This is a genomic window from Streptomyces sp. NPDC048441 (assembly GCF_043200235.1).
GTDB lineage: Bacteria > Actinomycetota > Actinomycetes > Streptomycetales > Streptomycetaceae > Streptomyces.
This window is the reverse complement of the sequence record NZ_JBICXM010000001.1, coordinates 813,544-840,074: the sequence shown is the minus strand read 5'-3', so window position 1 is coordinate 840,074 and position 26,531 is coordinate 813,544. Positions and strand designations below refer to the sequence as shown.

Sequence of the window (26,531 nt, the reverse complement as noted above, 5' to 3'; positions counted from 1 at the left end):
CGGGTCCTCGCAGTCCTCGTGTCCGTGGCGGAGTGGCCGTGACGTCGGCGGATCCGGGCGGACCTCTAGGGAGAGGCCCGCCCGTTCCATTAGATTCCGTGCTGCGAAGGCACGGGCAACATCACAGACAGAGCAGCACGCTGGCAGCACTCCAGCAGAGGAGCAGGCTCACCTGACTGCCGCCGCCACCGTGGCCGCCACCGGTCATCTCGTCGGATTCCATGCTCTGCAGGTCGAGAAGCGCCATGATCTTCCCTCTCTTTTGGGGACGTTTCTGTCCTTATGGGTGGTGTCACGACCCCGCGGTGTGGCGGGACCGGGTCAGAGGCCGCCGTAGCGGCGGCAGGAAGGGGACGTGTGCGCGGCCGTCCCCCAGCGCGGCGGCGAGGGCGAGGAGACAGCCCGCCGTTCCGGTGTGGAGGTCCATGGAGAGACGTAGCAACTGGTGGCCTGGGAAGGCGAGTTGGCCCTCGTACGACATGGCGAACCAGCCGAGTCCCTCGATCTGCTCGGCGACGTCCTCGGGCGTGATGCCCGGCGTGGTGCTGCGGTTGACGTGCAGCAGGAGTCCGGCCCGCCCTTGGACCAGGCCGGGCTGCACGCAGAAGCGTGAGCGCGCGGCGGCCAGGATGCCGGGCCGTGCCGCCTCGAACTCCGGGTCGTCCCGGTGCGCGAGATAGTCGTCGACGACCATCCCGATGCCTACGCTGCCGTCGCCGAGGTAGGGCATCGTGCGCCACCCCTCGTCCACCCCGAGGCTGCCGTCCGGCCGCGCCACGCAGCGGGCGAGGTCCGCGCGCAGGGCCCGCGCCGCCAGGTCCAGGAATTCGGGGTCACCGGTCCGCTCGTAGAGCCGCAGGAAGAGCAGTGCGGGGCCGGTGTCGCCGCGCTGCAAGCCTGCCCGGCGGCGCGCGTTCGGCGGCCCTTCCGCCGTGAGCCGCTGCCCCTGCCCCTGCCGCTCGCCGAGCAACTCGCCCGCCCGCAAGGCGTGTCCGGCGAGTCCGCCCTCGCCGGTGCTCTGCGCGAGGGCGTCAAGGACGAGGCCGAGGCCTGCGAGGCCGCCGTCGAAGTCGGAGGGGAGCCGCTGCCAGTTCTCCCGGAGGATGAGCTCCATCAGGTCCAGGGCCCGCGTGTGGTGGCCGAGTCGGTCGAGTACGTGGGCGATGCCCGCGAGGCCGTCGTTGAGCCCGAGAGGGATGCCCTGCGCGGCGGGTTCGGTGTGCTTCAGGAGCCAGCGCTCGCCCTCTTCGTAGCGTTCGGCGCCGCTCTCGGCGAGGGCGAGCAGCACGCCGGCCGCGCCGTGCGCGAGGCCGAGACCGCCGCCGTCGGAGAACTGCGCGATGTCGCCGGGGAAGAGCCGGTCATCACGCTCAGGCGTCGCCGACGCGAGGATGGCCTTGGCCATCGAGTCCCTGCTGTGCGGCCAGTCCCCCAGCTCGGCGGGGAGCGCACCGGCCCCGGCCGCATACGCCTGCCGCGGGGCCGCCGTCTCCCGCCCGATCTCCGTCACCGCACCGTCGAGGAACTCTCGTGGCACAGCAGGGAACTGACGGGCAATCACCTCGGCGAGATGTGCCGCTTTGCCCCGGTCGATGCCGAGCAGCGTGGTGACGGGCAGGAAGAGTGCGAGCCGCAGGCAGGCCAGGGCGTAGCGGTCGATGTCGGTGCCGGTGCGGTCGGGCGGTGCCAGGAACCCGGGGTGTGCGACGACCTGGCGCCCCGATTCGCCCACGGAGGTCGCCGCTTCGAAGTCGACGAGCGCGACGGACTTCTCGTCGGGCGCGACCATGATGTTGAACATGTGGAGGTCGTTGAAGACGACGCCCCGCCCGTGCAGGGCGGCGACGGCCTCCTCGACGGCTCGGTGGATGTGCAGCGCCCAGTCCGTGTACGCGGCGATCGCCTCGGGGTCGGGTTCGCTGACGCAGAGCGGATGGCGGTCCGCGAAGAAGGAGTTGAGGGTGCGGCCCTCGATGAAGTCCATGACGAGGAAGCGGTGGCCGCCGAGTTCGAACCAGTCGCGCACCTCGGGCGCGACGCCGAGCCCCGCCAGCTTCCCCAGCGCGTCCCGCTCGCGCTCCAGGCGGGCCACGGCGTCTGCCCCGTCGGAGGCGAGGCCCGCGTGCGGCCTGCCCTCCTTCAGGACGACCTTGCGGCCGTCGCGGGTGTCGGTGCCCACATAGACACCCCCGCCGTTCGAGAAGTGCAGCGCCTTCTCCATGCGGTACGGCAGGTCGGTCACCGTCGTGTTGTTGCGCGCGGCGAGCTGCGGTTCGAGGAACGACGGCAGCGTCACCCATGCGGGCACCTTGAAGGCGGGGTCGCGCGGGTCGGGGACGAGCGTGCCGCGGTCGTCCTCGATGGCGGGGACGAGGGCGCCGCGCTCGTTGACGCACACGCGGCGGGTGAAGGCGCCGTATCTGACGTAGAGCGGGCCTTCCTGCCAGCGCAGGTCGGTGAGGATGTACGGACCTTCCGAACCTTCGAGAGTCCGCCCCACCTCCCGCAAGATCGCGTGAAGTTGCTCGTCGTCGGCCGGGTAGATCGTCGCGAACTTCCCGCTGCCGTCCCGCCCCGCGTACTTGCTGTTGCGCAGGTGGAGCAGGGCCCGTCCCGCAATGAACTTGAAGGGGATGCCGCGCGGCACGCAGTAGTCCCATACCGCCGCCGCTGCCCGGTCCGCGTTCCGTAGCGTGGCGGACACGTGGATCTTCCAGCCCTGCTGGGGCGCGGGCCGCACCGAGCCGTCCTCGTCGAGCGGGACGAACGTCAGCCAGTCGCCGGCGCGGGCCGAGCGCCAGCCTTGCGGGACCGCGCGTCCCGCCGTCTCGAACTCGGGGGCGCTCACGCCCGCGGACAAGCGGTCCGGAGTCTCGTAGAAGTGCCTGTCGGCCAGACAGTAGACCTCGTACCGCTTGTCCACGGCGTCCCCCTCCCCAGGTGGTGTGGCAGAGAGATTTCCACGCCGCAAAGGGGGGCGGACAGTCACGGATGTCATCGGATCGCCATGCGGAACGCATACGTAAAGTCGTGTTCGCACACGTTCGAGCGCACATAACGCTCACGGCATTCGCACGGAGCGTTGGCCTTAGCATCACAAAAGCGAAGGCACTCTCCTGGTTACTCAAACGCCGGGCGGGCTCAAGGAGTTGAGCCCGCCCGGCGCACACGTACCTGCTGCAACTCCTCCTAGTCCCCCTAATCCTCCGGCGGGAAGACGACCTCCCCGCTGTCCGCCAGCGTGATGGTGATCGCCTCGACCGGACACCCCTCGGCCGCCTCGAGCACCTTCTCGTTGGCGTCGGTCTCGGGGTCCGCGGGGTGCGACTGACGGGCGGAGTCGAGCGTGAAGCCGCCCGGCGCCGTGATCACGCACATCCCGGAGCCGATGCACACGGACCGGTCCACCTCGACGTGCCAGCGGTCACCCATCAGGCACCTGCCCCCTCATAGCCCGCGGGCAGGTGGATCATCTTGTGCTCGAAGTACTCGCCGTACCCCTCGGGCCCGAACTCCCGCCCCAGACCGGAGTTCTTGTAGCCGCCGAACGGGCCGAGCATGTCGAGGCTGAAGGTGTTCACCGAGTACGTTCCGGTGCGCACCCGCCGCGCGATGTCGATGCCGCGCTCCGTGTCCGCCGTCCACACACTGCCGCTGAGTCCGTAGTCGGAGTCGTTGGCGATCTTCACGGCCTCGCTCTCGTCGCCGTACGGAAGAAGGCAGATGACGGGGCCGAAGATCTCCTCGCGGGCGATGCGCATCGAGTTGTCCACGCCGCCGAAGAGCGTCGGCTCGACGTACCAGCCGTCGTCGAGTCCGGCCGGACGCCCGCCGCCCGTAAGGATCTTGGCGCCTTCCTCCTGGCCGATGCGGATGTAGTCGAGCGAGCGCTGCTGCTGGCGCTTGGCGACGAGCGGGCCGAGTTCGGTCTCTGGATCAAGCGGGTCGCCGACCTTGAGCGCGGAGGCCGCGGCGGCGAAGGCCTCGGCGAACTCGTCGTAGCGCGAGTGCGGCACGAGGATGCGGGTCTGGGCCACGCACGCCTGGCCGTTGATCATCCAGGAGAAGGGGACGATGCCCGCGACCGCGGACGCCGCGTCCGCGTCCGGCAGGATCACCGCGGCCGACTTGCCGCCCAGCTCCAGTGTCACGCGCGTGAGGTTGCGCGCCGCGACCTCCATGACGCGCTTGCCCGCGCCGACGGAGCCGGTGAAGGACACCTTGTCGATGCCGGGGTGCCCGACGAGGTACTCACTCACCTCGCGGTCCGCCGAGATGATCGACAGCACGCCCTGCGGGAGCCCGGCCTCGGTGGCGATCTCGGCGAGTATGTACGCGTCGAGCGGCGCTTCCGGCGAGGTCTTGAGGATGACGGGACACCCGGCGAGCAGCGCGGGCGCGAGCTTGGCCGCCGCGGTGAACTGCGGGACGTTCCAGGGGACCACGGCCGCCACGACGCCGACGGGCTCACGCCGGACGAGGATCTTGCCGAGCGCTCCGTCGCGTGCCTCCTCGTACGTGAAGTTCCGCGCGACTGTGAGCGCCGAGTCCCAGACCATCATCGCGGCGAGGGCCTGCACCATCACGCTCGATGTGTACGGGGTGCCGTTCTCGGAGCTGATGACGCGGGCGATCTCCTCGTGCCGTACGGCGAACGCGTCCTTGATCCTGGTGATGACCTCGATCCGCTCGTCGAGCGTCATCCGGGGCCAGGGTCCCTCGTCGAACGCCTTGCGCGCAGTGGCGACGGCCCGGTCGACATCGGCGGGCGCGGCGTGCGGCACCCGCGCGAAGACCTGGCCGGTGTGCGGGGAGACCACCTCGATGACGTCCTTGCCGAGGGGGTCCACCAGCTCTCCGCCGATGAAAAGCTGTCCGTGTTCCACGATCTCGGTCATGGCTGACTGCCTCCTGCGGGATTCCGCCGTACGCGGCACGCTTTCTGACACTGTTTCAGAACTGATACCAGTTCTAGTTCCAGTAGTCCACGGAGGGCAAGACTCAAGTAGCCTGACGAAACAGTCGACTTAGGCGATCATTGGAACTAGTTCTAGTTACGGACGAGAGAAGAAGAGGGCGCCCGATGACGCAGGTGACCGAGCACGGCGGGGGCGTATGGAGCATCAAGGTCCCGATCCCGGACAATCCCCTTGGCTTCACCCTCGTCCACCTCCTGGACACCGACAACGGCCCGGTCCTCATCGACACGGGCTGGGACGACCCCACGTCCTGGGACGCCCTCGCCACCGGGCTCGCCTCCTGCGGTACGTCCGTCGACGCGGTGCACGGCATCGTCATCACCCACCACCACCCCGACCACCACGGCCTCTCCGCCAAGGTCCGCGAGGCGTCGGGCGCGTGGATCGCGATGCACGAGGCTGACGCGTCGGTCGTACGCCGCACGCGGACCGGGCCGCCCGCGCGCTGGTTCGACTACATGGTGGAGAAGCTGACGGCCGCGGGCGCCCCCGCAGACCACCTGGCCCCCCTGCTCGCCGCCCGTGACGCGGGCCGCGCGCCCCGGCTTCCGGGCATGGCCGCCGCGCTCCCCGACCGGGACATCACGCCGGGCGAGCTGATCGACCTGCCGGGGCGCAGGCTCCGCGCGATCTGGACCCCCGGCCACACCCCAGGCCACGTCTGCCTGCACCTGGAGGAGGAGCACCCGGCTCAACTGCCGGGCCACGGCCGCCTGTTCTCCGGTGACCATCTGCTCCCCGGGATCACTCCGCACATCGGCCTGTACGAGGACCCGGACGACGAGACCATCACCGATCCCCTCGGCGACTACATCGACTCCCTGGAGCGCATCGGCCGCCTGGGCCCCGCCGAGGTGCTTCCGGCCCACCAGTACGCGTTCACAGACGCCCCGGCCCGCGTGCGGGAGATCCTGGCCCACCACGAGGACCGCCTGACGGACCTGCTCGCCCTCCTCGCCGAGCCCCTCACCCCCTGGCAGCTCGCCGAGCAGATGGAGTGGAACCGCCCCTGGGCCGAGATCCGCTACGGCTCGCGGAACATCGCGGTCTCCGAGGCGGAGGCCCATGTGCGGCGCCTGGTGAAGCTGGGGCGCGCGGAGGCGGTGGGCCATGATCCGGTGCGCTATCGGGCGGTGTGACCCCGGGCGGGGGCAGGCGCCACGGGCCGCCTCCCCTACGGGCCGGTAGAGTGACCCCGTCGTCATCATGCCCGTACGGGGGGAAGCCGGTGCGAATCCGGCGCTGACCCGCAGCCGTTATCCGCGGCCTTCAAGGCCCAGCGGAGAGCCGGATTGCCCCGCCCGGAGCATGACCGGCTCGCTTCATCGGGGCCCCCGATGAGTGGCACCGTCGAGGTATACGGAGCCGGAGCCGCCCGGTGCCCGTGCCCCTTACGTGCCCGTGCTGCCCCGCTCCCCGCAGGGAGAGGCACCCGCCGCATCATGAACGTTCGCCGCAGCGCAGCGGTCCTGGCCGCCGTCGCCGTGTTCGGGTCGGCAGCCGCCCCGGCCGCCTTCGCTCAGAGCGCGTCCCCGTCGCCGTCCGCCGCGCTTCCCTCCGGTCTGTACGGCGACGCGGACCCCAAGTTCGACGGGGTGTTCCGGCAGTCCTATGCCCTGCTCGCCCAGGACTCGGCCGGCGTGAAGCCCGCCGCGAAGTCCATCGACTGGCTCACGGGACAGCAGTGCGCGAGCGGCGGCTTCGCCGCGTACCGCGCCGACGCGAGCGAGCCGTGCGACTCCAAGACCATGGTCGACAGCAACATGACCGCGTCCGCCGTGCAGGCGCTCGCCGCGCTCGGCGGCCAGGACAAGACGGTCAAGAAGAGCGTCGGCTGGCTGAAGTCCGTGCAGAACCAGGACGGCGGCTGGGGCTACAGCCCGGGTCTGCCCTCCGACGCCAACTCCACCGGCATCGTGATCGGCGCGCTCGCCGCGACGGGCGAGAAGCCGGAGGGGGTGAAGGCCCAGAGCGGCAAGACGCCGTACAGCGCGCTGCCCGCGCTCTCGATGAGCTGCGGCAAAGACGGCGGCGCCTTCGGCCTCGCGGACATGAAGTCCGGCAAGCTCGCGCCGAACGCGGACGCCACGGCGGCCGGTGTCCTGGGCGCCCACGGCAAGGGCCTGGTCGTGGACCCGGCCAAGAAGGCGGCTGCCACTCCCCAGTGCGAGAAGGCGGACACCGCCGAGCAGGCGGCTTCGAACGGCACGGGCTACCTGCTGAAGACCCTCGCCGCGAGCGACGACCACCTGATGTCCTCGATGCCCGGCGCCAAGAACATGCCCGACCTGGGCAACACCGCGGACTCCGTGCTCGCGCTCGCCGCGGCCGGTCAGCCTGAGCAGGCCGAGAAGTCGGCCGAGTGGCTGGCGAAGAACTCCGCGGACTGGGCCAAGAAGTCAGGCCCCGCCGCCTACGCCCAGCTGATCTTCGCCGCCCGTGCGTCGGGCCTCGACCCGCGCGACTTCGGCGGCGCGGACCTGGTCAAGCAGCTCAACGCGACGGGTCCTGCCCCGCAGTCGGCCGAAAAGGCCGCCGACGAGAAGAAGGACAGTGACGACGACGGTGGCCTGAGCATCTGGTGGATCATCGGCGTCGGCATGGTCGCCGGTATCGGCATCGGCTTCCTGTACAGCGGCAACAAGAAGAAGCAGCAGCTGTGACGCGGGGTCGCGTGCGGTGCGGGCGCCTGCTGATCGGGGCGCTCGTCGCCGCCCTGCTCGGCGTCATCGCCGCCGCCCCCGCCCAGGCCGCCGGCTACCGCTACTGGTCCTTCTGGGACCGTGACGGCGCCAAGTGGACGTACGCGAGCCAGGGGCCGAGCACCGCGCGCCCCGACGACGGTGCCGTCCAGGGCTTCCGGTTCTCCGTGTCCGAGGACTCGAAGGACTCCGCGAAGCCGCGTGGCGGTACCGCGGACTTCGGCACCATCTGTGCCAGGACCCCCGCCAAGGACGACCGCAAGCGGGTCGCCCTGGTCATCGACTTCGGTACGCCGGGTGACGCCCCCGGCGGCGAGACCCCGCCGAAGCCGCGTACCGCCTGCGCGCAGGTCGCGGACGACGCGACGAGCGCGGACGCGCTTGCCGCGGTGGCCAAGCCCCTGCGCTACGACCCCAACGCGCTGCTGTGCGCCATCGCGGACTACCCGAAGTCGGGCTGCGGGGAGCAGGTCTCGGGCGACGGGCAGTCCGAGAAGAAGCCGACGGCGAGCAAGTCCAGTGCGTCCGCCGACAAGGAGAGCGACTCCGGTGGTCCCTCCCTCGGCCTGATCGCGGGCGTGGCCGCCATCGCCCTGCTCGGCGGGGCCGCCGTCTGGCAGGCACGCCGCCGACGCGGCTGACCCGCACGATGAGCGATCTCCCGAACACCGCTCCCGGTGCGCTGCGGCGGCGTCTGGCCCCCGAAGCGCACCGGAGCAACGCGCTGCACCCGGGCGCCTGGTGGGTGTGGGCGCTCGGCCTCGGCGTCGCGGCGTCCCGCACCACGAACCCCCTGCTGCTCGGTCTGCTCATCGGGGTCGCGGGCTATGTCGTCGCGGCACGCAGGACGTCGGCGCCGTGGGCGCGGTCGTACGGCGCATTCGTGAAGCTGGGCTTGGCCGTGATCGCGATCCGGCTCGTCTTCGCCGTCGTCCTCGGCTCCCCCATCCCCGGTACGCACGTCATCGTGACGCTCCCCGAAGTGCCGCTGCCCGACTGGGCGAAGGGTGTACGGATCGGTGGCCGCGTGACGGCGGAGGGCCTGCTCTTCGCCCTCTACGACGGGGTGCGCCTCGCCGGGCTCCTCATCTGCGTCGGCGCCGCCAACGCCCTCGCGAGCCCGGCCCGGCTGCTCAAGTCGCTGCCGGGCGCGCTGTACGAGGTGGGGGTGGCCATCGTCGTCGCGATGACGTTCGCGCCGAACCTGATCATGGATGTGCAGCGGCTCCGGGCCGCGCGACGCCTTCGTGGGCGCGCGGACAGCGGCATCCGAGGGCTGCTCCAGGTCGGACTGCCGGTCCTGGAGGGCGCGTTGGAGCGGTCGGTCGCCCTGGCCGCCGCGATGGACGCACGCGGCTTCGGCCGCAGCGCGCCGGTGCCCGCCGGGGTGCGCAGGACGACGGCGGTACTGACCCTCGGCGGCCTGATGGGCGTCTGCGCCGGAACGTACGGCCTGCTCACGGCGGGAGGCACGGGCTACGGTCTGCCGGTCCTGGCTGCCGGGCTGCTCGCCGCTCTGGCCGGACTTCGCCTCGGCGGCCGACGCTCCGTGCGCACCCGCTACCGCCCCGACCCCTGGGGCATCCGCGCCTGGCTCGTCGCCGGGTCGGGGGTCGCGGTGGCGGGCCTGATGATCTGGGCCGCCTCGTACGACGCGTCCGCCCTGCACCCGGGAGTGGTCCCCCTGACGGCACCGACGCTTCCGCTGTGGCCCGCGGCAGCGGTCCTCGTCGGACTGCTGCCCGCCTTCGTGGCGCCGGTGCCCGCCGATTCCACCGCCCCCGTCTCCGCTCGCTCCGAGGAGCCCTCATGATCCGCTTCGAGGATGTCTCCGTGACGTACGAAGGGGTCGCCGAGCCCACCGTGCGCGGGGTCGATCTCGCCGTGCCCGAGGGCGAGTTGGTGCTCCTCGTCGGGCCCTCCGGGGTCGGCAAGTCGACACTGCTCGGCACGGTGAGCGGGCTCGTGCCGCACTTCACCGGGGGCACCCTGCGGGGCCGGGTGACCGTGGCGGGGCGCGACACGCGTACGCACAAGCCGCGTGAACTCGCCGACGTCGTCGGCACCGTGGGCCAGGATCCGCTCTCGCACTTCGTGACGGACACGGTCGAGGACGAGCTGGCGTACGGCATGGAGTCGCTGGGGCTCGCCCCCGACGTCATGCGCCGCCGGGTCGAGGAGACCCTCGATCTGCTCGGCCTCGCCGATCTGCGCGAGCGCCCCATCGCCACCCTCTCCGGCGGTCAGCAGCAGCGCGTCGCCATCGGCTCCGTCCTCACCCCGCACCCCCAGCTCCTCGTCCTCGACGAACCGACGTCGGCCCTCGACCCGGCCGCCGCCGAGGAAGTCCTCGCCGTACTCCAGCGTCTCGTCCACGACCTCGGCACGACGGTCCTGATGGCCGAGCACCGTCTTGAGCGAGTCGTGCAGTACGCCGACCAGGTGCTGCTGCTCGCGGCGCCGGGCGAGGCTCCGGTGCTCGGAGATCCGGCCTCGCTGATGGCCGTCTCGCCGGTCTACCCGCCGGTGGTGGGCCTCGGCCGCCTCGCGGGCTGGTCGCCGCTGCCGCTGACTGTGCGGGACGCACGGCGCAGGGCCGGTGCGCTGCGGGAACGGCTGACTCTCGCCGGGGCCGAGCCGCCCGAAGAGACCGCGGTCGCAAGTACCAAGCACCAGGCGGCGACGCGCTGGGCGCGGCTTCGGGGGCGCACGAAGACCGGTACCCCGGAAGCGGCTGCCGCCGCCGTCTCGGGCCTCGCCGTCCGCCGCGGCCGGGTCGAGGCCCTGCGCCGCGTGGACCTCACCGTCCGCGCCGGAGAGACGGTGGCCCTGATGGGCCGCAACGGCGCCGGGAAGTCCACGCTCCTCTCCACCCTGGTCGGCCTCCTCGAACCCACCTCGGGGTCGGTCCGCGTCGGCGGCGCGGTCCCGCACCGCACGGGCCCGCGCGAACTGATCCGCCACGTGGGCCTCGTCCCCCAGGAACCACGCGACCTCCTGTACGCGGACACGGTGACCGCCGAGTGCACGGCGGCGGACCACGACGCGGGCGCCACGCCGGGCACCTGCCGCGCCCTGGTCACGGAGCTGCTCCCCGGCATCGCGGACGACACCCACCCCCGCGACCTCTCCGAGGGCCAGCGCCTCACCCTGGCCCTGGCCATCGTCCTGACGGCCCGCCCGCCCCTTCTCCTCCTGGACGAACCGACCCGGGGCCTCGACTACGCGGCCAAGGCCCGCCTGGTCACGCTCCTGCGCGGTCTGGCCGCCGAGGGGCACGCGATCGTCCTGGCCACGCACGACGTGGAGCTGGCGGCGGAACTGGCCCACCGGGTGGCGATCCTGGCCGACGGCGAGATCGTCGCGGACGGACCGACCCCGGAGATCGTGGTCTCGTCCCCGTCCTTCGCCCCGCAGACCACCAAGATCCTGGCCCCGCAGAAGTGGCTGACGGTCGCGCAGGTCCGGGAGGCGTTGCGTACGGAGGGTGGGAGCACGTGAGCAGCGCCCCTCCGGAACGCATGAGCACCCCAGCTCCCGCCCGCCAGGCCCGCCCCATCCGCCTGGGCCCCCGCTCCATCGGCGCCCTCGTGCTCGTCAGCGCGGTCGGTGTCGTCGCCTTCGGGTGGCCGCTCATCGCAGGCGGCGATTCGGGGCTCAGCGCACACGCCCAGGACGCGCCCTGGCTCTTCGCGGCCCTGCTGCCGCTCCTTCTCGCCGTGGTCGTGGCCACCATCGCCGACGTCGGGCTCGACGCGAAGGCCATCGCGATGCTCGGGGTGCTCGCCGCGGCCGGGGCGGCGCTGCGGCCGCTGGGGGCGGGGACGGCCGGGATCGAGCCGATGTTCTTCCTGATGGTGCTCAGCGGGCGCGTGCTCGGGCCCGGGTTCGGGTTCGTGCTCGGTGCCGTGTCGATGTTCGCCTCCGCCCTGCTCACCGGGGGTGTCGGGCCGTGGATGCCGTTCCAGATGCTGTCCATGGGGTGGGTCTGCATGGGCGCGGGGCTGCTGCCGGGCCCGGACAGCCTGCGCGGCCGGCGTGAGCTCTGGCTGCTCGCCGCGTACGGGGCCGTCTCGTCCGTCCTGTACGGCACCGTCATGAACCTCCAGGGCTGGCCCTACATCGGCGGCCTCGCGACCGGCGTCTCCTTCGTGCCGGGTGACCCCGTCGGCGAGAACCTCGGCCGCTTCATCGCGTACTGCCTTGCGACGTCCCTCGGCTGGGACCTGCCCCGCGCCGTCGTGACCGTCCTGCTGAGCCTCGCCCTCGGCCCCGCCGTCCTGAAGGCGCTGCGCCGGGCCACGCGCCGGGCCGCGTTCGAGGCCCAGGTCACATTCGAGGGTCCGAAGGCGTAGGCGACCGCTGACTCTCCGTCATCCGGAGCACCCTTCGCGGTGAGGCGGCCCACAGGACTTTGGTCCTCTACTAAGCAGGGCCGTAGATCATCTCCTCTGACGCGGACGCGTCAATATCCCCCCTGACCTGGGGATTGAGAGCCACGTCACACGAAGGACCTTCCGCCCACATGCGACACCAACTAGTAAAAGGGGGCATTGCGGAGACGTGGTCGCCCTGTTTCTCTGGATCGAGTCGCACAGCGCCGATGACCTTCGGGTCCAAGGCGCAGACGCATTTCCCCCGCCAGTTCGCATGGCCACGAAGCGTCCGCGACACCATGTCCCCCACGGAAGGTCACGCTTTGTCCGCCACGCTCCTCCGCCGCATCGCCACCCCGAAGAAGGCCCTCACCGGTGCCGCCGTGGCCGTCGCCACGACCGGCATGGTGCTCGTAGCGGGTCCGGCCCAGGCAGCGGCCCCGGCCGCTGCCCCGACCGCCGCGAAGGCTGCCGCTCCGGCCGCCGTCACCGCCGCGACTCCTTCCTCGGCGCAGGCGATCGCGAAGAAGAAGATCCCGGACGCTGCGCAGTTCCAGGCATTCAGCAAGATCGTGGAACACGAGAGCGGCTGGGACGCCAACGCCTCGAACTCCTCCTCCGGCGCGTACGGCCTCGTCCAGGCCCTGCCCGGCTCGAAGATGGCTTCGGCGGGCTCGGACTGGAAGACCAACCCCGAGACCCAGATCGAATGGGGCCTCGACTACATGAACGACCGCTACGGCAGCCCCGTAGGCGCGTGGAACCACTGGCAGGCCAACGGCTGGTACTGAGCCGCCGAGACGGCCTGAGCCACACGAAGGCGGCCACCCCTGGAGAGGGGTGGCCGCCTTCGTCGTACGCGAGAACCTCTCGAAAGTCCGCTCAGAGCCGCTCGACAAGGCCACTCAGAGCCGCTGAATGATCGTCCCCGTAGCCACAGCCCCGCCCGCGCACATCGTGATCAGCGCGAACTCCTTGTCGCGGCGCTCCAGCTCATGCAGCGCGGTAGTGATCAGCCGCGCCCCGGTCGCCCCGACCGGGTGGCCGAGCGCGATCGCGCCCCCGTTCACGTTCACCTTCTCCAGGTCCTGCTCGAAGACCTGCGCCCAGCTGAGGACCACGGAGGCGAAGGCCTCGTTGATCTCCACGAGATCGATGTCCTTGAGCGACATCCCCGCCTTGCCGAGCACCGCCCGCGTCGCGTCGACGGGTCCGTCCAGATGGAAGTGCGGATCGGCGCCCACCAGGGCCTGCGCCACGATCCGCGCCCGCGGCTTCAGCTTCAGGGCCCGTGCCATCCGCTTGGACGCCCACATGATCGCCGATGCGCCGTCCGAGATCTGCGAGGAGTTGCCGGCCGTGTGCACCGCGGTCGGCATCACCGGTTTGAGGCGCTCCAGGCCCTCCATCGTCGTGTCCCGCAGCCCCTCGTCCCGGTCGACGAGCCGCCACATGCCCTGCCCCGTGGCCTGCTCCTCCTCGGTGGTCGGCACCTGGACGGCGAAGGTCTCCCGTTTGAACCGCTCCTCGGACCAGGCGATGGCGGCGCGCTCCTGCGAGATGAGGCCGAGCGAGTCGACGTTCTCTCGCGTGAGGCCCCGGTGGCGGGCGATCCGCTCGGCCGCCTCGAACTGATTGGGCAGGTCGACGTTCCACTCCTCGGGGAACGGCTTCCCCGGACCGTGCTTGGAGCCCGACCCCAGCGGCACCCGTGACATCGCTTCGACGCCACAGCTGATGCCCACGTCGATGACCCCGGCCGCGACCATGTTGGCGACCATGTGGCTCGCCTGCTGCGAGGAACCGCACTGACAGTCCACCGTCGTCGCCGCGGTCTCGTACGGAAGGCCCATCGTGAGCCAGGCCGTGCGCGCCGGGTTCATGGACTGTTCCCCGGCGTGGGTCACCGTCCCGCCGACGATCTGCTCGACGCAGTCGGCATGGATGCCCGTACGTCCGAGGAGTTCGCGGTAGGTCTCGCCGAGCAGATAGGCGGGGTGGAGGTTGGCGAGCGCGCCACCGCGCTTGCCGATAGGCGTGCGTACGGCTTCGACGATGACAGGTTCCGCGACCATGGGCTCGTCCTCTCCATCCACATCCCGCGGGGCGTCCCGGCGACCCGCGAGAGAACTAGTACGCGTTCTAGTTCTTCATGCAGTCTGCTGAGCCCGACCCCGGCGCCGCAAGGGTCTTGCACGTACCTTGCGCACGACCTGCACGAAAGGAGCCCGTCAAGGGCCTTGCCAGTTATAGAACCCGTTACTACCTTGCGGGGCATCTCCTGATGGACCGTCAGAACCTTGCCAGTGCCTCACCAGAACCTCGCCAGAGCCCAGAACTGAACTCCTGGAGTTGCCGATGCCCTGTCCAGCGCTGCCCGACGGGTTCGACTTCACCGACCCCGACCTGCTTCAAGACCGCGTGCCCCTCCCGGAGTTCGCCCAGCTGCGGCAGACGGAACCGGTGCGCTGGATCACCCAGCCGCCGCGCATATCCGGCTTCGACGACGCGGGCTACTGGGCCGTCACGCGGCACGCGGACGCCAAGTACGTCTCCACGCACCCGGAGTTGTTCTCCTCCAACCTCAACACCGCGGTCATCCGCTTCAACGAGACGATCACCCGGGACCAGATCGAGGTCCAGAAGATGATCATGTTGAACATGGACCCGCCCGAGCACACCCGGGTCCGCCAGATCGTGCAGCGCGGCTTCACGCCCCGCGCCATCCGGTCCCTCGAAGACACCCTGCGCAACCGGGCGGGCTCCATCGTCGAGACCGCCCTGGCGAACGCCGCATCCGACGGCTCCTTCGACTTCGTCACCAACATCGCGGTCGAACTCCCCCTCCAGGCCATCGCCGAACTCATCGGCGTACCCCAGGACGACCGGACGAAGATCTTCGACTGGTCCAACAAGATGGCGGCCTACGACGATCCGGAGTACGCGATCACCGAGGAGGTCGGCGCCGAGGCGGCCATGGAGCTCGTCTCGTACGCGATGAACCTCGCCGCCGCCCGCAAGGAGTGCCCGGCCAAGGACATCGTCAGCCAGCTGGTGGCCGCCGAGGACGAAGGCAACCTCTCCTCCGACGAGTTCGGCTTCTTCGTCATCCTGCTCGCGGTGGCCGGCAACGAGACCACCCGCAACGCCATCACCCACGGGATGCACGCCTTCCTCACCCACCCCGAGCAGTGGGAGCTCTTCAAGCGCGAGCGCCCGGACACCACCGCCGAGGAGATCGTGCGCTGGGCGACCCCCGTCGTCTCCTTCCAGCGCACCGCGACCCAGGACACCGAGCTCGGGGACGTGACGATCAAGCAGGGCGACCGCGTCGGGATCTTCTACTCCTCGGCCAACAACGACCCCGAAGTCTTCGACGAGCCGGAGAAGTTCGACATCACCCGCGACCCGAACCCCCACCTCGGCTTCGGCGGCGGAGGCCCGCACTTCTGCCTCGGCAAGTCGCTCGCGGTCCTGGAGATCAACCTCATCTTCAACGCGATCGCGGACGCGCTACCCGATCTGCGTCTGGTCTCCGACCCTCGTCGGCTCCGCTCGGCCTGGCTCAACGGGGTCAAGGAACTGCAGGTCAGCACCGGCTGAACTGCGGTCAGGGAGGCAGGGGCGACCTTCCCTACGCCCCGCCCCTGCCTCCTCGCCCGGCCTGCGCACCCGGCCTGCGCACCCGGCCTCCATATCCGGCCTCCATATCCGGCCAAGAGCCGCCAGGAGCCAACGTTTCCATTGCGTTACGCGTCTTGTGAAGCAAACCTTGCTTCACCAAGACTTCGAACGGAAACGGTTGCTGTGGTCTCCGCCGGGTTCCCTCTCGCGCCATCGGGCAGCAGCACACCCACTGAGCGGAAGAGGGCCTTCCGGGCACTCTGCCAACGCCACAGGATCCCGCTCATCGCCACCCTGCCCACCCTTCCGCTGTACGCGGTGTGGGCGGCGTTCCTCGCCACCGGCGGCGGCGACCTGGCGGCCCAGGAGGCCTGGGCGCGCTTCGCGTCCGAGCATGGGGCTTCCGCGTACGGCCTGTTCTGGTACGGCGGTATGCACACCGCCAACTACAGCCTGATCTCCCCCTACTTGATGGCCGCCGTGGGCGTGAAGACGGTGACGGTGGTGTCGGGCCTCGCCGGTGCCTGGCTGGTCGCCGCGCTCATCGCGCGCTCCGGAATCCGGCGTCCGCTGTGGCCCGCGGTGCTCGCCTCGCTCGCGGTGTGGTGCAACGTCGCGTCGGGGCGCACGACGTTCGCGCTCGGCATCGCCTTCGGGTTCGCGGCGTGCCTGGTGCTCGTGCGGGAGCGGCGCATCGGGGTCGCGGTGGTGTGCGGGGTGCTCGCCGCCATGTCGAGCCCGGTGGCGGGGCTCTTCCTGATGGTGGCGGGCGGGGGCTATTTCCTCGTACGTGACTGGGCGCGGGCCGTGGCGCTGCTCGTGCCGCCGGTGGTGGTCGTGGGGGCGACCACCATCCTTTTCCCGTTCACCGGCGAGCAGTTGATGCCGTTCGACCGGATCTTCCCGCCCGTCGTCTTCGGCCTCGCGCTCGTCGTGGCGGCCCCGCGCGAGTGGCGGGCACTGCGCTGGGGCGCCGCCGTGTACGCGGCGGGGACGGTCCTGACGTATCTCATCCCGTCCCCGATCGGCACGAACGTGGAGCGCCTAGCCGAACTGCTCGCGCCCGCCGCGCTGCTCGGCGCCCTGCTGATGCCCGCGCTCTCCCGCTCCCGCGTGCGCAGGACCGTGCTCACGATCGCGCTCGTGCTTTCGACGGCCTGGGTGGCGCAGAAGACGGCCGACGATCTGACGGTGTCGACGACCGTGCCGAAGTGGGCTGCCGACACCCACGGCGTGGTGGGCGAACTGGAGCGGCTCGGCGCGGACCGGGGTCGCGTGGAGGTGGTCCCGGCCCGCAATCACCGCGAGGCCACCGCCCTCGCCCCGTACGTGAACATGGCGCGCGGCTGGAACAGGCAGCTCGACATCGAGCGCGGCCGGCTCTTCTACGACGGGTCCTTCTCGGCCGCCACCTATCGGGCGTGGCTCGACAAGTGGGCGGTCGGCTATGTGGTGCTGCCGTCGGGCAAGCCGGACGGGTTCGCCGAGGACGAGGCGGCGCTCGTCGCCAGTGGGCCCAAGTGGCTGGAGCCGGTGTGGCGGGACGCGCACTGGCGGGTGTTCAAGGTGCGTGACGCGGTGCCGATGGTGTCGAGGCCCGCGTCCGTCGTGCGGTCCACCGGTTCGGACATGGTGGTCCGCGTGCCCACGCGCGAGCCGGTGACGCTGCGCCTGGTGTACTCGCCGTGGCTTCGGGCAGAGGGAGCCTGCCTGAAGCGGCACGGCGAGTACACCCGTCTCACGGTGTCCACGCCGGGGACCTACAAGATCAGCTCGGGGTACGGTCCTTCGCCGAGTCCTTCGTCATGTCGATGACCGGCTCCGCGCCCATGACCGGCTCCGCCCCCGTAGCCACCTTCAGGGTCCTGCCCACCCGGGGTCCGGCCAGGAGGTAGCCGAGGCCGAAGCCCGCGCCGACGACGGTCGCGCCGCCCACCGCGTCGAGGACCCAGTGGTTTCCGGTGGCGACGATCGCGGAGACCGTGAACAGCGGATGCAGCAGGCCGAGGGCCTTCATCCACCACTTCGGCGCGAGGATCACGATCACCACACCGCACCACAGCGACCAGCCGAAGTGCAGCGAGGGCATCGCCGCGTACTGGTTGGTGAGCGCGGTCAGCGTGCCGTACTCCGGCTTGCTGAAGTCCTGCACGCCGTGGACCGTGTCGATGAAGCCGAGTCCGGGCATCAGGCGCGGCGGGGCCAGCGGGTAGAGCCAGAACCCGACGAGCGCGAGCAGCGTGGCGAAGCCGAGCGCGGAGCGCGCCCAGCGGTAGTCGGCGGGGCGCCTGATGTAGAGGATGGCCAGGATGCTCAGCGGCACCACGAAGTGGAACGACGTGTAGTAGAAGTTGAAGAACTCCTTGAGCCAGGAGACGTTCACCACCGCGTGGTTGACCCAGTGCTCGATGTCGATGTGCAGGAACTGCTCGATCGCGTAGACCTGGTCGCCGTGGTGCTCGGCGGTGGCGCGCCCGCCCGAGTTGGTACCGCCCGTCGCGGCGAGCCGCGCCTGCTGGTAGGCGGAGTAGCCGACACGGATCAGGAGCAGTTCGAGGAGCAGGTTCGGCCGGGTGGTGACCCGGCGCCAGAACGGGACCAGCGGCACCCAGCTCCAGCGCGCGGGTACGGGCTCGGCGTAGTCGGTGGGGATGAGGGCCTGGTACTGCGGAGCCGTACGGGAAAGGAACGGGACCACGGTGGCGGCGGCGAGCGCGGCGATCAGCACGACGTTGTCGCGGATGGGCTCCACGACCGGCATGTTCGGCAGCATCATCTTCGCGGGCAGCGTCGACACCAGGACGACGGCCACCGGCCACATGTACCGGTCGGACTGCTTCTTGCCGACCCGGCCGACCACCGCGAGCAGCACCCACAGGAGCTGGTGCTGCCAGGTCGTCGGCGACACGGCGACAGCGACACAGCCGGTGATCGCGACGGCGAGCAGGAGCTGCCCGTCCTTGGCGTAGTGGACGGCGCGGCGCAGGCCGAGGTAGCCGACGGCCACGCTCAGGGCCACGAAGAGGCCGATCTCCAGGGGCCCTTCGACGCCGAAGCGGAGCAGCGCGCCGTGCAGCGACTGGTTGGCGAGGCCACCCGGGCGCGCGCCCAGGCCCGCGCCCGCCAGGTGGTGTATCCAGTACGTCCAGGAGTCGTGCGGCATCGCGGCCCAGGCGAGCGCGGTGCAGGCGAGGAAGGTGGCGCCGGTGGAGAGGGAGGCGCGCCTGCGTCCGGTGAACCAGAAGAGCGCGGCGAAGAGCAGCACGGTCGGCTGGAGCGCGGCCCCGATGCCGATGAGGATGCCGCTGGCGCGTTCCCCGCGTACCGCGAAGCAGCCGAGCAGGACGAGCAGCACGGGAATGATGCTGGTCTGGCCCAGATACAGGGTGTTGCGCACGGGCAGCGACAGCATCAGGAGACAGATCGCTATGGGCGCGGCGAGGAGTGAGGTGCGCCGGGACACGGGCTGCGGCAGGGCGCGGGCGGCGACCAGGCCGAGGACCACGACCAGGGCCAGCGTGCCGAAGGTCCAGCCCCAGCCGAGTGCCTGCTCGGCCGCGCGGGAGAACGGCTTGAGCACGAGTCCGGCGAAGGGGGTGCCGGTGAACTTGTCCGTGTCGTAGAAGGAGCCGTTCACATGCAGGACGCCGTCAGGACCGATCCAGGTCTCGAGATCGATGAGCCGCTCGCCCTCCGGCGTACGCAGGACGACGACCAGTTGCCGTACCGCCAGCAGGGCGGCCATCAGCCAGAGGGCGACGCGCACCGCCGCGATCCGCGCTGTCGGTGTACCGGGGGCTCCCGGCCCGAAGGCATTTCCCGGTCCCGGCCCTCTGTGCTCAACATTCGCCACGCGCTGTCGGCCCTCCCGCCCCGCTCGTCATCTGTCTCCTCGGTCCCTCGTACGGCGTCCCTCGTACGGCGTCCCTCGTACGGCGTCAGGTCGGCGCCGAGGTCTCCGTCGGTTCCGCGAGTGCCCACGCCCTAAGGAGAGACGCGCGCAACCCCCATTTCACCTGGCAGCCATACCGCTTTCTACCGGCTTTTGCGCGGAGTACCTAACTGACGGTTTCGGCCAGATGGCTACCGGATGTCCCGCTGGCCCCCTTTGGCTGGTCACACTCCCCCCACCAGGCATCCATGAGGCACCCGCCGCCCGTTGCGGCGCGGTTCCGCGCACCATGCGCGACATAGATCACAAACGCGCCGCGCCGCCGCCGCCGGAAGCGGAACCATCTGACCTGGATAGCGGCACTTTCCGGGCGGTATGCGGTCATCCGGACACCGCCCGTAATGATGCCACCTACACCTATGGTCGTCTGCGGGCCGCCCCTTACCGGGCGGCTCTGTCCTTGTCGTCAACCGAGAGGCAGGCGAGCGAACCCTTGCCGACCGCCACACCCGTCGCACACGCCGAGCACGCCGAGCACGCCGAGCACGCCGCACGCGTCGCACCGCAGACCGACGCCCCGCCGTCCACGGAGGCGTCCGGTTCCGCAGAGGTGTCCGGTTCCGCAGAGGTGTCCGGTTCCGCAGAGGTGTCCGCGGAGGTCACCGTCGTCGACCCGGTGCTGGTCAAGCGGGCAGTGAAGGCGGCCGCACTCGGCAACGCGATGGAGTGGTTCGACTTCGGCGTCTACAGCTACATCGCTGTGACGCTCGGCAAGGTCTTCTTCCCGTCGGGCAACCCCACGGCCCAACTGCTCTCCACCTTCGGCGCCTTCGCGGCCGCGTTCCTGATCCGCCCGCTCGGCGGCATGGTCTTCGGCCCGCTCGGCGACCGCATCGGCCGGCAGAAAATACTCGCCCTCACCATGATCATGATGGCGGCGGGAACCTTCGCGATCGGCCTGATCCCCTCCTACGCGACGATCGGCGTGGGAGCGCCGATCCTGCTCCTCCTGGCCCGCCTGGTGCAGGGCTTCTCAACGGGCGGCGAGTACGCGGGCGCGTCCACCTTCATCGCCGAGTACGCCCCCGACAAGAAGCGGGGCTTCCTCGGCAGCTGGCTGGAATTCGGCACGCTGGCCGGCTACATAGGCGGCGCGGGCCTGGTCACCCTGATGACGGCGCTCCTCTCCTCCGACGACCTGCTCTCCTGGGGCTGGCGCATTCCGTTCCTGATCGCGGGCCCGATGGGCCTGATCGGCCTCTACCTGCGGATGAAGCTGGAGGAGACCCCGGCGTTCGCGGCGGAGCTCGCCAAGGCGCACAAGGACGAGCAGTCCCGTCCGAAGGTGCGCCTGCGCGACATGGTGACCGGCCAGTGGAGGGCCCTCCTCCTCTGCATGGGCCTGGTCCTGGTCTTCAACGTCACGGACTACATGCTGCTCTCGTACATGCCGAGCTATCTGACGAGCGAGCTCAAGTACGACGAGACGCACGGCCTCCTGGTCATCCTGGCGGTGATGGCGCTGATGATGTGCGCCCAGCCGTTCGTGGGCGCACTGACCGACCGGGTGGGCCGCCGCCCGGTGATCGCCGCGGGCTGCGCAGGCTTCCTGCTCTTCTCCATCCCCGCCCTGCTCCTGATCCGCGAGGGCTCACTCTGGGCGATCGGCCTCGGCGTGGCAGCACTCGGCCTGCTCCTGGTCTGCTTCACGGCATCCATGCCGTCGGCGCTCCCCGCCCTGTTCCCGACAAAGGTCCGCTACGGCTCGCTCTCCATCGGCTTCAACATCTCCGTATCAATCTTCGGAGGCACGACACCGCTGGTGGTGACGGCGCTGATCGGGGCGACGGGGAACATGATGATGCCCGCGTATTACATGATGGCGGCGGCTGTGGTGGGCGGTATCGCGGTCTGGTTCATGAGCGAGAGCGCGGGCAGGCCACTGCCGGGGTCGCCTCCGGCGGTGGAGCGGTAGCCCGGCTGCAGCGGCATAGATCCATGGCCCCTGTCCATTGCCCCGCAGGGCCCTCCCCTCCCCCTCCTCACCCCGGCACACCCGCCTGCCAGGCGGTGAACAAGGGCACCTCTCCACTCCCATCGAGCACCACAACCCCGAACGGCCGATTCAAGGCAACCCACTCGATCCGCCGAGCCCGATAAGGCGCCCCGCCGGGAGCCATAGGCACAGCCGTGACTGCCGCCGCCTCGACCCCCTCCTCCGCGACCTTCACCACCGCCTCCTGCACGACCTGCGATATCGCGAGCCGCTCCGGCGACATCCCGGAGAAGTCGGCCCCCTCGCTCATCGCCCACCGCACCCCGAGCGCGGCCAACTGCTCCGTGGCATCGATCCGCGTACGCAAGGACATCCGCGGCACCGCCATATTGATCTGCTCCGCGTCGATCCCGGTCCACCGCCCCTCAGGCGCCCACGCGAGCGGCAACACCTCGGCGGCCCCCGCCCCCGGCTCACCGAGCACGAACCGCACGCGGGCCGGAGCCCGTCCGCCCTCCGCCCGGCACCGCAGCTCGACGACGCTCGCACCGCCCACCGTCCAGGCGCAGTTCAGCGGGACGGGCCGGTGCATGGTGGGCACCCGATGCCGCACCCCGAACACGTCCGTGAACTCCTGATCGCGTGTACCGGCACCTTCGAAGGGGATCTCCCAACGCGCTTTGAGAGCAAGCGCGTTGACAAGGACGAGCAGCACATCCGGAGTGATCACCACCGGCAGCCGCTCGATCAGACCGCCCGTGGCCTCCCGCACCCACGCGTCGATGCCGTCCGGGTCCATCGGCCCGAATCCCACATCCGGCAGCGCTTCCCGATAAGCGCGGTACACCGGAACCCGGCTCCACACCCGGGTGGCGACGGCCACCGCGTCCGTATCACCCAAGGCCCGCGCGACTCCCCGCACCGCACCGGCAGCGTCCTCCCCCGCGACCCCGAGCAACTCCCGCAGCTCCCCAGCGGTTTCCTCCCGGGCACCCACCGCGACGGCGGCCAGCGCGAGCCAGAGCCCGGCGGGCGAGCACACGAAGTCCCCCGCATCCGCGCCACTTCCCTGACCCGCACCCGGCGAAGCCATCATCGGCAGCCACCGATCGGCAAGCCCCCGGATCACCGACGCGGGCAACACCTGCCCAGTCCCGTACGTCATCTCAACCCACCCCCGCAGCCCACAGCCCATGTCCCGCCAACACAGCCCGACGAACCCAGTATGCGAGTCACCACTGACAATCGACCCCCACCCCACTAACATTGTTAGCGAACCTAATGAACACCCGGAAAGGCCCTCATGACCCAGCAGCAATGGAACGCGGTGGACACCTACTTCACCGACCTGCTCACCCCCGCCGACGAGGCGCTGACCGAGGCCCTGCGCGACAGCGACGCCGCCGGTCTGCCGCAGATCAGCGTCGCGCCGAACCAGGGCAAGCTGCTCCAGCTCCTCGCCCAGATCCAGGGCGCGCACCGCATCCTCGAGATCGGGACGCTCGGCGGCTACAGCACGATCTGGCTGGCCCGCGCCCTGCCCGCGGACGGCCGCCTTGTCACCCTGGAGTACTCACCGGTCCACGCCGACGTGGCCCGCGGCAACCTCGCCCGCGCAGGCCTCGACAAGCTCACCGAGGTCCGCGTGGGCCCGGCTCTCGACTCGCTCGCCGCGCTGGTGGCCGAGGACGCGGCCCCGTTCGACCTGGTCTTCATCGACGCGGACAAGGCCAACAACCCGCACTACGTGGAGTGGTCGCTCAAGCTCACCCGCCCCGGCAGCCTGATCATCGTCGACAACGTCGTACGCAGCGGTGAGGTGTCCAACGCCGACAGCACCGACCCCAGCGTTCAGGGCACGCGCAAGGCACTGGACCTCATCGCCCAGCACCCGAAGTTGAGCGGCACGGCGCTGCAGACGGTAGGCACGAAGGGCTACGACGGCCTCGCGCTGGCCCGCGTACTGGACTGAGAACCGGCACGCCCCCAAGCAAGCCAGGACGCGACGCCCCTCAACCCTCCTGATAGAAACCGACATTCACGCTGCGGGGCCCGGCCAGGTCCTGGATGACCACCTCACCGGCCCCGCCCCGAGGCAACGGCACCGTCCCCCCGTACTCAAGAGGCGACGCCACCCCACCCACCATCAACCGCACCTCCGAGGCGGGATCGGGATGCGAACCACGCAGCCAGGTGACGTTCCAGGCACCGTCGGTCCCGCAGCGGAACTCAAGATGCGTACGCGACACGAACAGCCAGTCGTCCGGCGGCACGAGACGACAGACACCGCGATCACGCCCCACGCACAACACGGCTCCCGGCGCGCTCGGCGCCTCAGCCATGATCAGGCCCGCGGTCGCCCCCTCGTCCGCTCCAGGCAAGGAGGCCATGGTCAGCTCCAGCACGTACGCTCCCCCACGCTCGACGACCGAACGCACGGCCCCGGAGCACACCCCGACCCGCTCCACACCGCGCCGCCGCATCCTAAGTCGCCCCTCGCGCGAAAGCACGACCCCCTGGGACAATGAACCCATGACCGAACGGAAGCCACCTGGAGTCAACTTCGAGTCGTGGATCGACAAGCAGATCCGTGAGGCGGAAGAGCGCGGAGACTTCGCCACCCTGCCGGGCCGCGGCAAGCCACTGCCGGACGGCTTGGACGCACCGTACGACGAACAGTGGTGGGTCAAACAGAAGATGGCCCGCGAGGGCCTCTCCTACCTCCCCCCGACCCTCGCCCTGCGCAAGGAGGCCGAGGACGTCCTGGCCGCCGTACCCGACGCCCCTTCCGAACGCGCGGCACGCCAACTGGTGACGGACCTCAACGAAAAGATCCGCGAGTCCCTGCGCAGGCCCCCACCGGGCCCTCCCCTGGGCCTGAAGCCCTTCGACGTCGACGAGGCGGCCCGCACCTGGCGCGAACGCCACCCGGGCTGATCCGCCGGGAGGCATGCGCGAGGATGGGCACATGAGCATCGTGAAAATCAACGTCCTGGCCGTGCCGGCCGAGCAGCGCGAGGTCCTTGAGCAGCGCTTCGCGTCCCGCGCCGGAGCCGTGGAGAACTCCGACGGGTTCGAGTGGTTCGAGCTGCTGCGCCCCATCGAGGGCACCGACGACTACCTGGTCTACACGCGGTGGCGTGACGAGGAGTCCTTCAAGGCGTGGATGGAGGGCCCGATGAAGTCGGCGCATCAGGGCGGTGGCGCAGACGGCGGGGAGCGGCCCAAGCCCGCGTCGAGCAGCTCCGCGGTGTGGTCCTTCGAGGTCGTGCAGCAGGCCGCGCCGAAGAGCGAATAGCTCTCTCAGCGGTAGCTCATCGCCAGGCGATACCGCCAGAACATGCGCACCGCCACGCACGTGGCCGGTCAAGTTGCAACACCAGGGCCCTTGGAGACCAGGGCCTGCCGACCGCCCGAAGCCAGAGCCCGCCGCCAGCGGTTCGACGACATCCGGCTCACCCGGAACCGCCGGGGCCACCTCTCCGTCACTGGCCCCGGCCTCAATCAAGTCAGCGGCCGCGAGACGGACTTGCTCACGCCGGGCCCGCTCCTCCGCCGTCAGCCCACCGCCATCGGGATACCTCATCCCTCCGGCATACCGCGGCCCACTACAGACGTCACGACCCGACGTAACCCACACCGTTAAAGATCTCTAGACGCCCCTAGACCAGTCGCGGACGGCCGTCGTTGATACGAACCCTGGCACTGACAATTTCCGGGCATCACGCAGAAAAGTCCCCCCTTCTCATCTCTGCGATGTGACGTCAGCCATCTGGGACGGTCACCCGGTCCGGGAGCCGAGATGGGACCTCACATTTTGCCTGCTTGTGGGTGGTGTGAGCGAAGTCCAGGGCCAGGTCGATGAGCTTCTGACGCTTTCCCTTGTCGGAACCACGAAGAGATTGCGGCGCGTGGGCATATACGGCCAAGTGGTACGGAAGTTTGTCGAACTTTCCGCTGCCATAGCAAGGTACAGAGATCCCGGCCAAGTTGGATGCCGAGGTACCTTTTATGCCAGCATCGAAATGCCTAATCTCACCGCGGGAGAGAGGCTTGAATACATCACCATCCCATTCCTTCCCGTTACTTTTCTTAGGTTCGGTAGCGGTGAGAAACGCGTTCAAGCGAAGGAACGACTCACCGTCATCTCCTCGCACCTCACAATCGGCACCGTAGTACTCGACCGTTGCACCCTTCGAAGCCTGGATGACGCTGTATTTATTGGACTGCGGAAATAGAGAGTTGAAGATATCGGCGGCCGCTTGCTTGTTGCGCAGATTCTTACAGACGTCACTGGATTCAAAGTGATCACTAGACTTTGAGTCGAACGCTCCCAGAAAATAGGCTAGGAGCAGGGAAATAACGACAGCCGAGCCAGCGGCAGCCAGGAGGTAGACACGAACTCTACGGACAGACATACGGTCACTGGATCCCGTCATAGCAGAGCGCCTCCGGCGCCCTAGGGCTTAGCTAGTGAAACGTTCCTCGGCATGATACTGATCAACTCTGCTATTGGATTCGGAGAATCCCTCGCCAGCGTCACCTCCAGCTTCGGATGCGGCGCCGTCACTGCCGGTGGCGGCCTTCACCGCCTCCTGGGAGGTGCGGAGCACCGAATCCTTGACGTTACCTATAAGTTTCGCATTCTGGTAGACCTGCGCTTTCGCCTCTTTCCCGCCGTCGTCGCCAAAACCGTCAATTATACCCTCGAAGATCTTACCTGCTGCCGTTCCGGCCAGGCCCCCTACCACTACACCTGTGGGACCACTGTACGGTTCAGTCGCAATAGTCACCGCGCTGCCGACAACTGAAGCAATCATCCATCGTGACCACGCAAGAGGCGGTAAAGGCTGCCACTGGCTCAGAGAATCTTGAGTCTCAAGCTGGAGGCGAGGCCGGCCGAGGGTTCGCCGATGCGGATGCGGCGATCCACCAAAGTAAGGCCGAACACACCGTCAAATA

The 26,531-nt window shown here is 69.8% G+C and carries 23 protein-coding genes and 1 riboswitch; of the genes, 13 read left to right on the top strand and 10 right to left on the bottom strand.

Annotation, left to right across the window (positions count from 1 at the left end; all coding sequences use genetic code 11):
* Window positions 1-121 precede the first annotated feature (121 nt).
* From ACGFSB_RS03735 to ACGFSB_RS03720, 4 genes are all read right to left on the bottom strand, one after another.
* Complete coding sequence (locus ACGFSB_RS03735; protein ID WP_393393451.1) at window positions 122-247, bottom strand: SapB/AmfS family lanthipeptide; 126 nt, start codon at window positions 245-247, stop codon at window positions 122-124.
* 45 nt (window positions 248-292) lie between these two features.
* Window positions 293-2,923: a class III lanthionine synthetase LanKC gene (gene lanKC, locus ACGFSB_RS03730; RefSeq protein ID WP_393393448.1), complete on the bottom strand. Its 2,631-nt coding sequence runs from the start codon at window positions 2,921-2,923 to the stop codon at window positions 293-295.
* A 275-nt stretch (window positions 2,924-3,198) separates the two neighbouring features.
* Entirely contained in the window at window positions 3,199-3,432 is a 234-nt protein-coding gene (locus ACGFSB_RS03725; protein WP_383320179.1) for a ferredoxin, read from the bottom strand.
* A complete protein-coding gene (locus ACGFSB_RS03720) occupies window positions 3,432-4,898 on the bottom strand; it encodes an aldehyde dehydrogenase (protein ID WP_393393445.1) in 1,467 nt (488 codons plus the stop codon). The genes ACGFSB_RS03725 and ACGFSB_RS03720 overlap by 1 nt, the downstream gene beginning before the upstream one ends.
* A gap of 185 nt (window positions 4,899-5,083) precedes the next feature.
* Between ACGFSB_RS03720 and ACGFSB_RS03715 the strand changes: the two genes are divergently transcribed.
* The 7 genes from ACGFSB_RS03715 (at window position 5,084) to ACGFSB_RS03685 (ending at window position 12,848) form a co-directional block, all read left to right on the top strand.
* Window positions 5,084-6,118: an MBL fold metallo-hydrolase gene (locus ACGFSB_RS03715; RefSeq protein ID WP_393393443.1), complete on the top strand. Its 1,035-nt coding sequence runs from the start codon at window positions 5,084-5,086 to the stop codon at window positions 6,116-6,118.
* Between the two features lie 79 nt (window positions 6,119-6,197).
* A riboswitch (cobalamin riboswitch) is annotated at window positions 6,198-6,277 on the top strand.
* A 144-nt stretch (window positions 6,278-6,421) separates the two neighbouring features.
* Complete coding sequence (locus tag ACGFSB_RS03710; RefSeq protein WP_393393440.1) at window positions 6,422-7,642, top strand: prenyltransferase/squalene oxidase repeat-containing protein; 1,221 nt, start codon at window positions 6,422-6,424, stop codon at window positions 7,640-7,642.
* Complete coding sequence (locus tag ACGFSB_RS03705; RefSeq protein ID WP_393393438.1) at window positions 7,639-8,322, top strand: SCO2322 family protein; 684 nt, start codon at window positions 7,639-7,641, stop codon at window positions 8,320-8,322. The genes ACGFSB_RS03710 and ACGFSB_RS03705 overlap by 4 nt, the downstream gene beginning before the upstream one ends.
* 8 nt (window positions 8,323-8,330) lie before the next feature.
* The gene (locus ACGFSB_RS03700; protein ID WP_393393436.1) at window positions 8,331-9,494 is read left to right on the top strand and encodes an energy-coupling factor transporter transmembrane component T; all 1,164 of its coding nucleotides are present in this window, start codon (window positions 8,331-8,333) and stop codon (window positions 9,492-9,494) included.
* Window positions 9,491-11,182 carry an ABC transporter ATP-binding protein gene (locus ACGFSB_RS03695; protein WP_393393433.1) on the top strand — a complete coding sequence of 564 codons (1,692 nt, stop codon included), beginning with the start codon at window positions 9,491-9,493 and terminating at the stop codon, window positions 11,180-11,182. Before ACGFSB_RS03700 ends, ACGFSB_RS03695 begins: the two co-directional genes overlap by 4 nt.
* 20 nt (window positions 11,183-11,202) lie before the next feature.
* Window positions 11,203-12,036, top strand: a complete 834-nt coding sequence (locus tag ACGFSB_RS03690; RefSeq protein ID WP_393393834.1) for an ECF transporter S component — start codon at window positions 11,203-11,205, stop codon at window positions 12,034-12,036.
* A gap of 344 nt (window positions 12,037-12,380) precedes the next feature.
* Entirely contained in the window at window positions 12,381-12,848 is a 468-nt protein-coding gene (locus tag ACGFSB_RS03685) for a transglycosylase SLT domain-containing protein (protein WP_393393430.1), read from the top strand.
* A 114-nt stretch (window positions 12,849-12,962) separates the two neighbouring features.
* Here the strand turns inward: ACGFSB_RS03685 and ACGFSB_RS03680 are convergent, their stop codons facing one another.
* Window positions 12,963-14,132 (bottom strand): steroid 3-ketoacyl-CoA thiolase, encoded by a 1,170-nt coding sequence (locus ACGFSB_RS03680; protein ID WP_393393427.1) that lies wholly within the window; start codon window positions 14,130-14,132, stop codon window positions 12,963-12,965.
* A gap of 283 nt (window positions 14,133-14,415) precedes the next feature.
* On the opposite strand from ACGFSB_RS03680, the gene ACGFSB_RS03675 reads away from it, so the two are divergent.
* Both ACGFSB_RS03675 and ACGFSB_RS03670 read left to right on the top strand, forming a co-directional pair.
* Complete coding sequence (locus ACGFSB_RS03675; protein WP_393393425.1) at window positions 14,416-15,660, top strand: cytochrome P450; 1,245 nt, start codon at window positions 14,416-14,418, stop codon at window positions 15,658-15,660.
* A gap of 204 nt (window positions 15,661-15,864) precedes the next feature.
* A complete protein-coding gene (locus tag ACGFSB_RS03670) occupies window positions 15,865-17,496 on the top strand; it encodes a hypothetical protein (RefSeq protein ID WP_393393422.1) in 1,632 nt (543 codons plus the stop codon).
* Here ACGFSB_RS03670 and ACGFSB_RS03665 read toward each other — a convergent pair.
* Window positions 17,450-19,534, bottom strand: coding sequence for a bifunctional glycosyltransferase 87/phosphatase PAP2 family protein (locus tag ACGFSB_RS03665; RefSeq protein ID WP_393393419.1), 2,085 nt, complete (start codon window positions 19,532-19,534; stop codon window positions 17,450-17,452). The two genes, ACGFSB_RS03670 and ACGFSB_RS03665, sit on opposite strands and share 47 nt — an antisense overlap.
* Window positions 19,535-20,183: 649 nt before the next feature.
* Between ACGFSB_RS03665 and proP the strand changes: the two genes are divergently transcribed.
* Window positions 20,184-21,548 (top strand): glycine betaine/L-proline transporter ProP, encoded by a 1,365-nt coding sequence (gene proP / locus ACGFSB_RS03660; protein WP_393393831.1) that lies wholly within the window; start codon window positions 20,184-20,186, stop codon window positions 21,546-21,548.
* Between the two features lie 67 nt (window positions 21,549-21,615).
* Here proP and ACGFSB_RS03655 read toward each other — a convergent pair whose 3' ends face one another.
* Window positions 21,616-22,734: a serpin family protein gene (locus tag ACGFSB_RS03655; protein ID WP_393393417.1), complete on the bottom strand. Its 1,119-nt coding sequence runs from the start codon at window positions 22,732-22,734 to the stop codon at window positions 21,616-21,618.
* 138 nt (window positions 22,735-22,872) lie between these two features.
* Between ACGFSB_RS03655 and ACGFSB_RS03650 the strand changes: the two genes are divergently transcribed.
* Window positions 22,873-23,541 (top strand): O-methyltransferase, encoded by a 669-nt coding sequence (locus tag ACGFSB_RS03650; protein WP_393393414.1) that lies wholly within the window; start codon window positions 22,873-22,875, stop codon window positions 23,539-23,541.
* 40 nt (window positions 23,542-23,581) lie between these two features.
* Here the strand turns inward: ACGFSB_RS03650 and ACGFSB_RS03645 are convergent, their stop codons facing one another.
* Window positions 23,582-23,974 carry a hypothetical protein gene (locus tag ACGFSB_RS03645; RefSeq protein WP_393393411.1) on the bottom strand — a complete coding sequence of 131 codons (393 nt, stop codon included), beginning with the start codon at window positions 23,972-23,974 and terminating at the stop codon, window positions 23,582-23,584.
* 127 nt (window positions 23,975-24,101) lie between these two features.
* Here ACGFSB_RS03645 and ACGFSB_RS03640 point away from each other — a divergent pair, with 127 nt between their 5' ends.
* Together ACGFSB_RS03640 and ACGFSB_RS03635 are read left to right on the top strand one after the other, a co-directional pair.
* Window positions 24,102-24,506, top strand: coding sequence for a DUF1992 domain-containing protein (locus tag ACGFSB_RS03640; protein ID WP_393393408.1), 405 nt, complete (start codon window positions 24,102-24,104; stop codon window positions 24,504-24,506).
* A 31-nt stretch (window positions 24,507-24,537) separates the two neighbouring features.
* Complete coding sequence (locus ACGFSB_RS03635; RefSeq protein WP_393393406.1) at window positions 24,538-24,867, top strand: antibiotic biosynthesis monooxygenase family protein; 330 nt, start codon at window positions 24,538-24,540, stop codon at window positions 24,865-24,867.
* A gap of 466 nt (window positions 24,868-25,333) precedes the next feature.
* On the opposite strand, the gene ACGFSB_RS03630 is transcribed toward ACGFSB_RS03635, so the two are convergent.
* Entirely contained in the window at window positions 25,334-25,987 is a 654-nt protein-coding gene (locus ACGFSB_RS03630; protein WP_393393403.1) for a hypothetical protein, read from the bottom strand.
* A 48-nt stretch (window positions 25,988-26,035) separates the two neighbouring features.
* Complete coding sequence (locus ACGFSB_RS03625; protein ID WP_393393400.1) at window positions 26,036-26,389, bottom strand: hypothetical protein; 354 nt, start codon at window positions 26,387-26,389, stop codon at window positions 26,036-26,038.
* Window positions 26,390-26,531 lie beyond the last annotated feature (142 nt).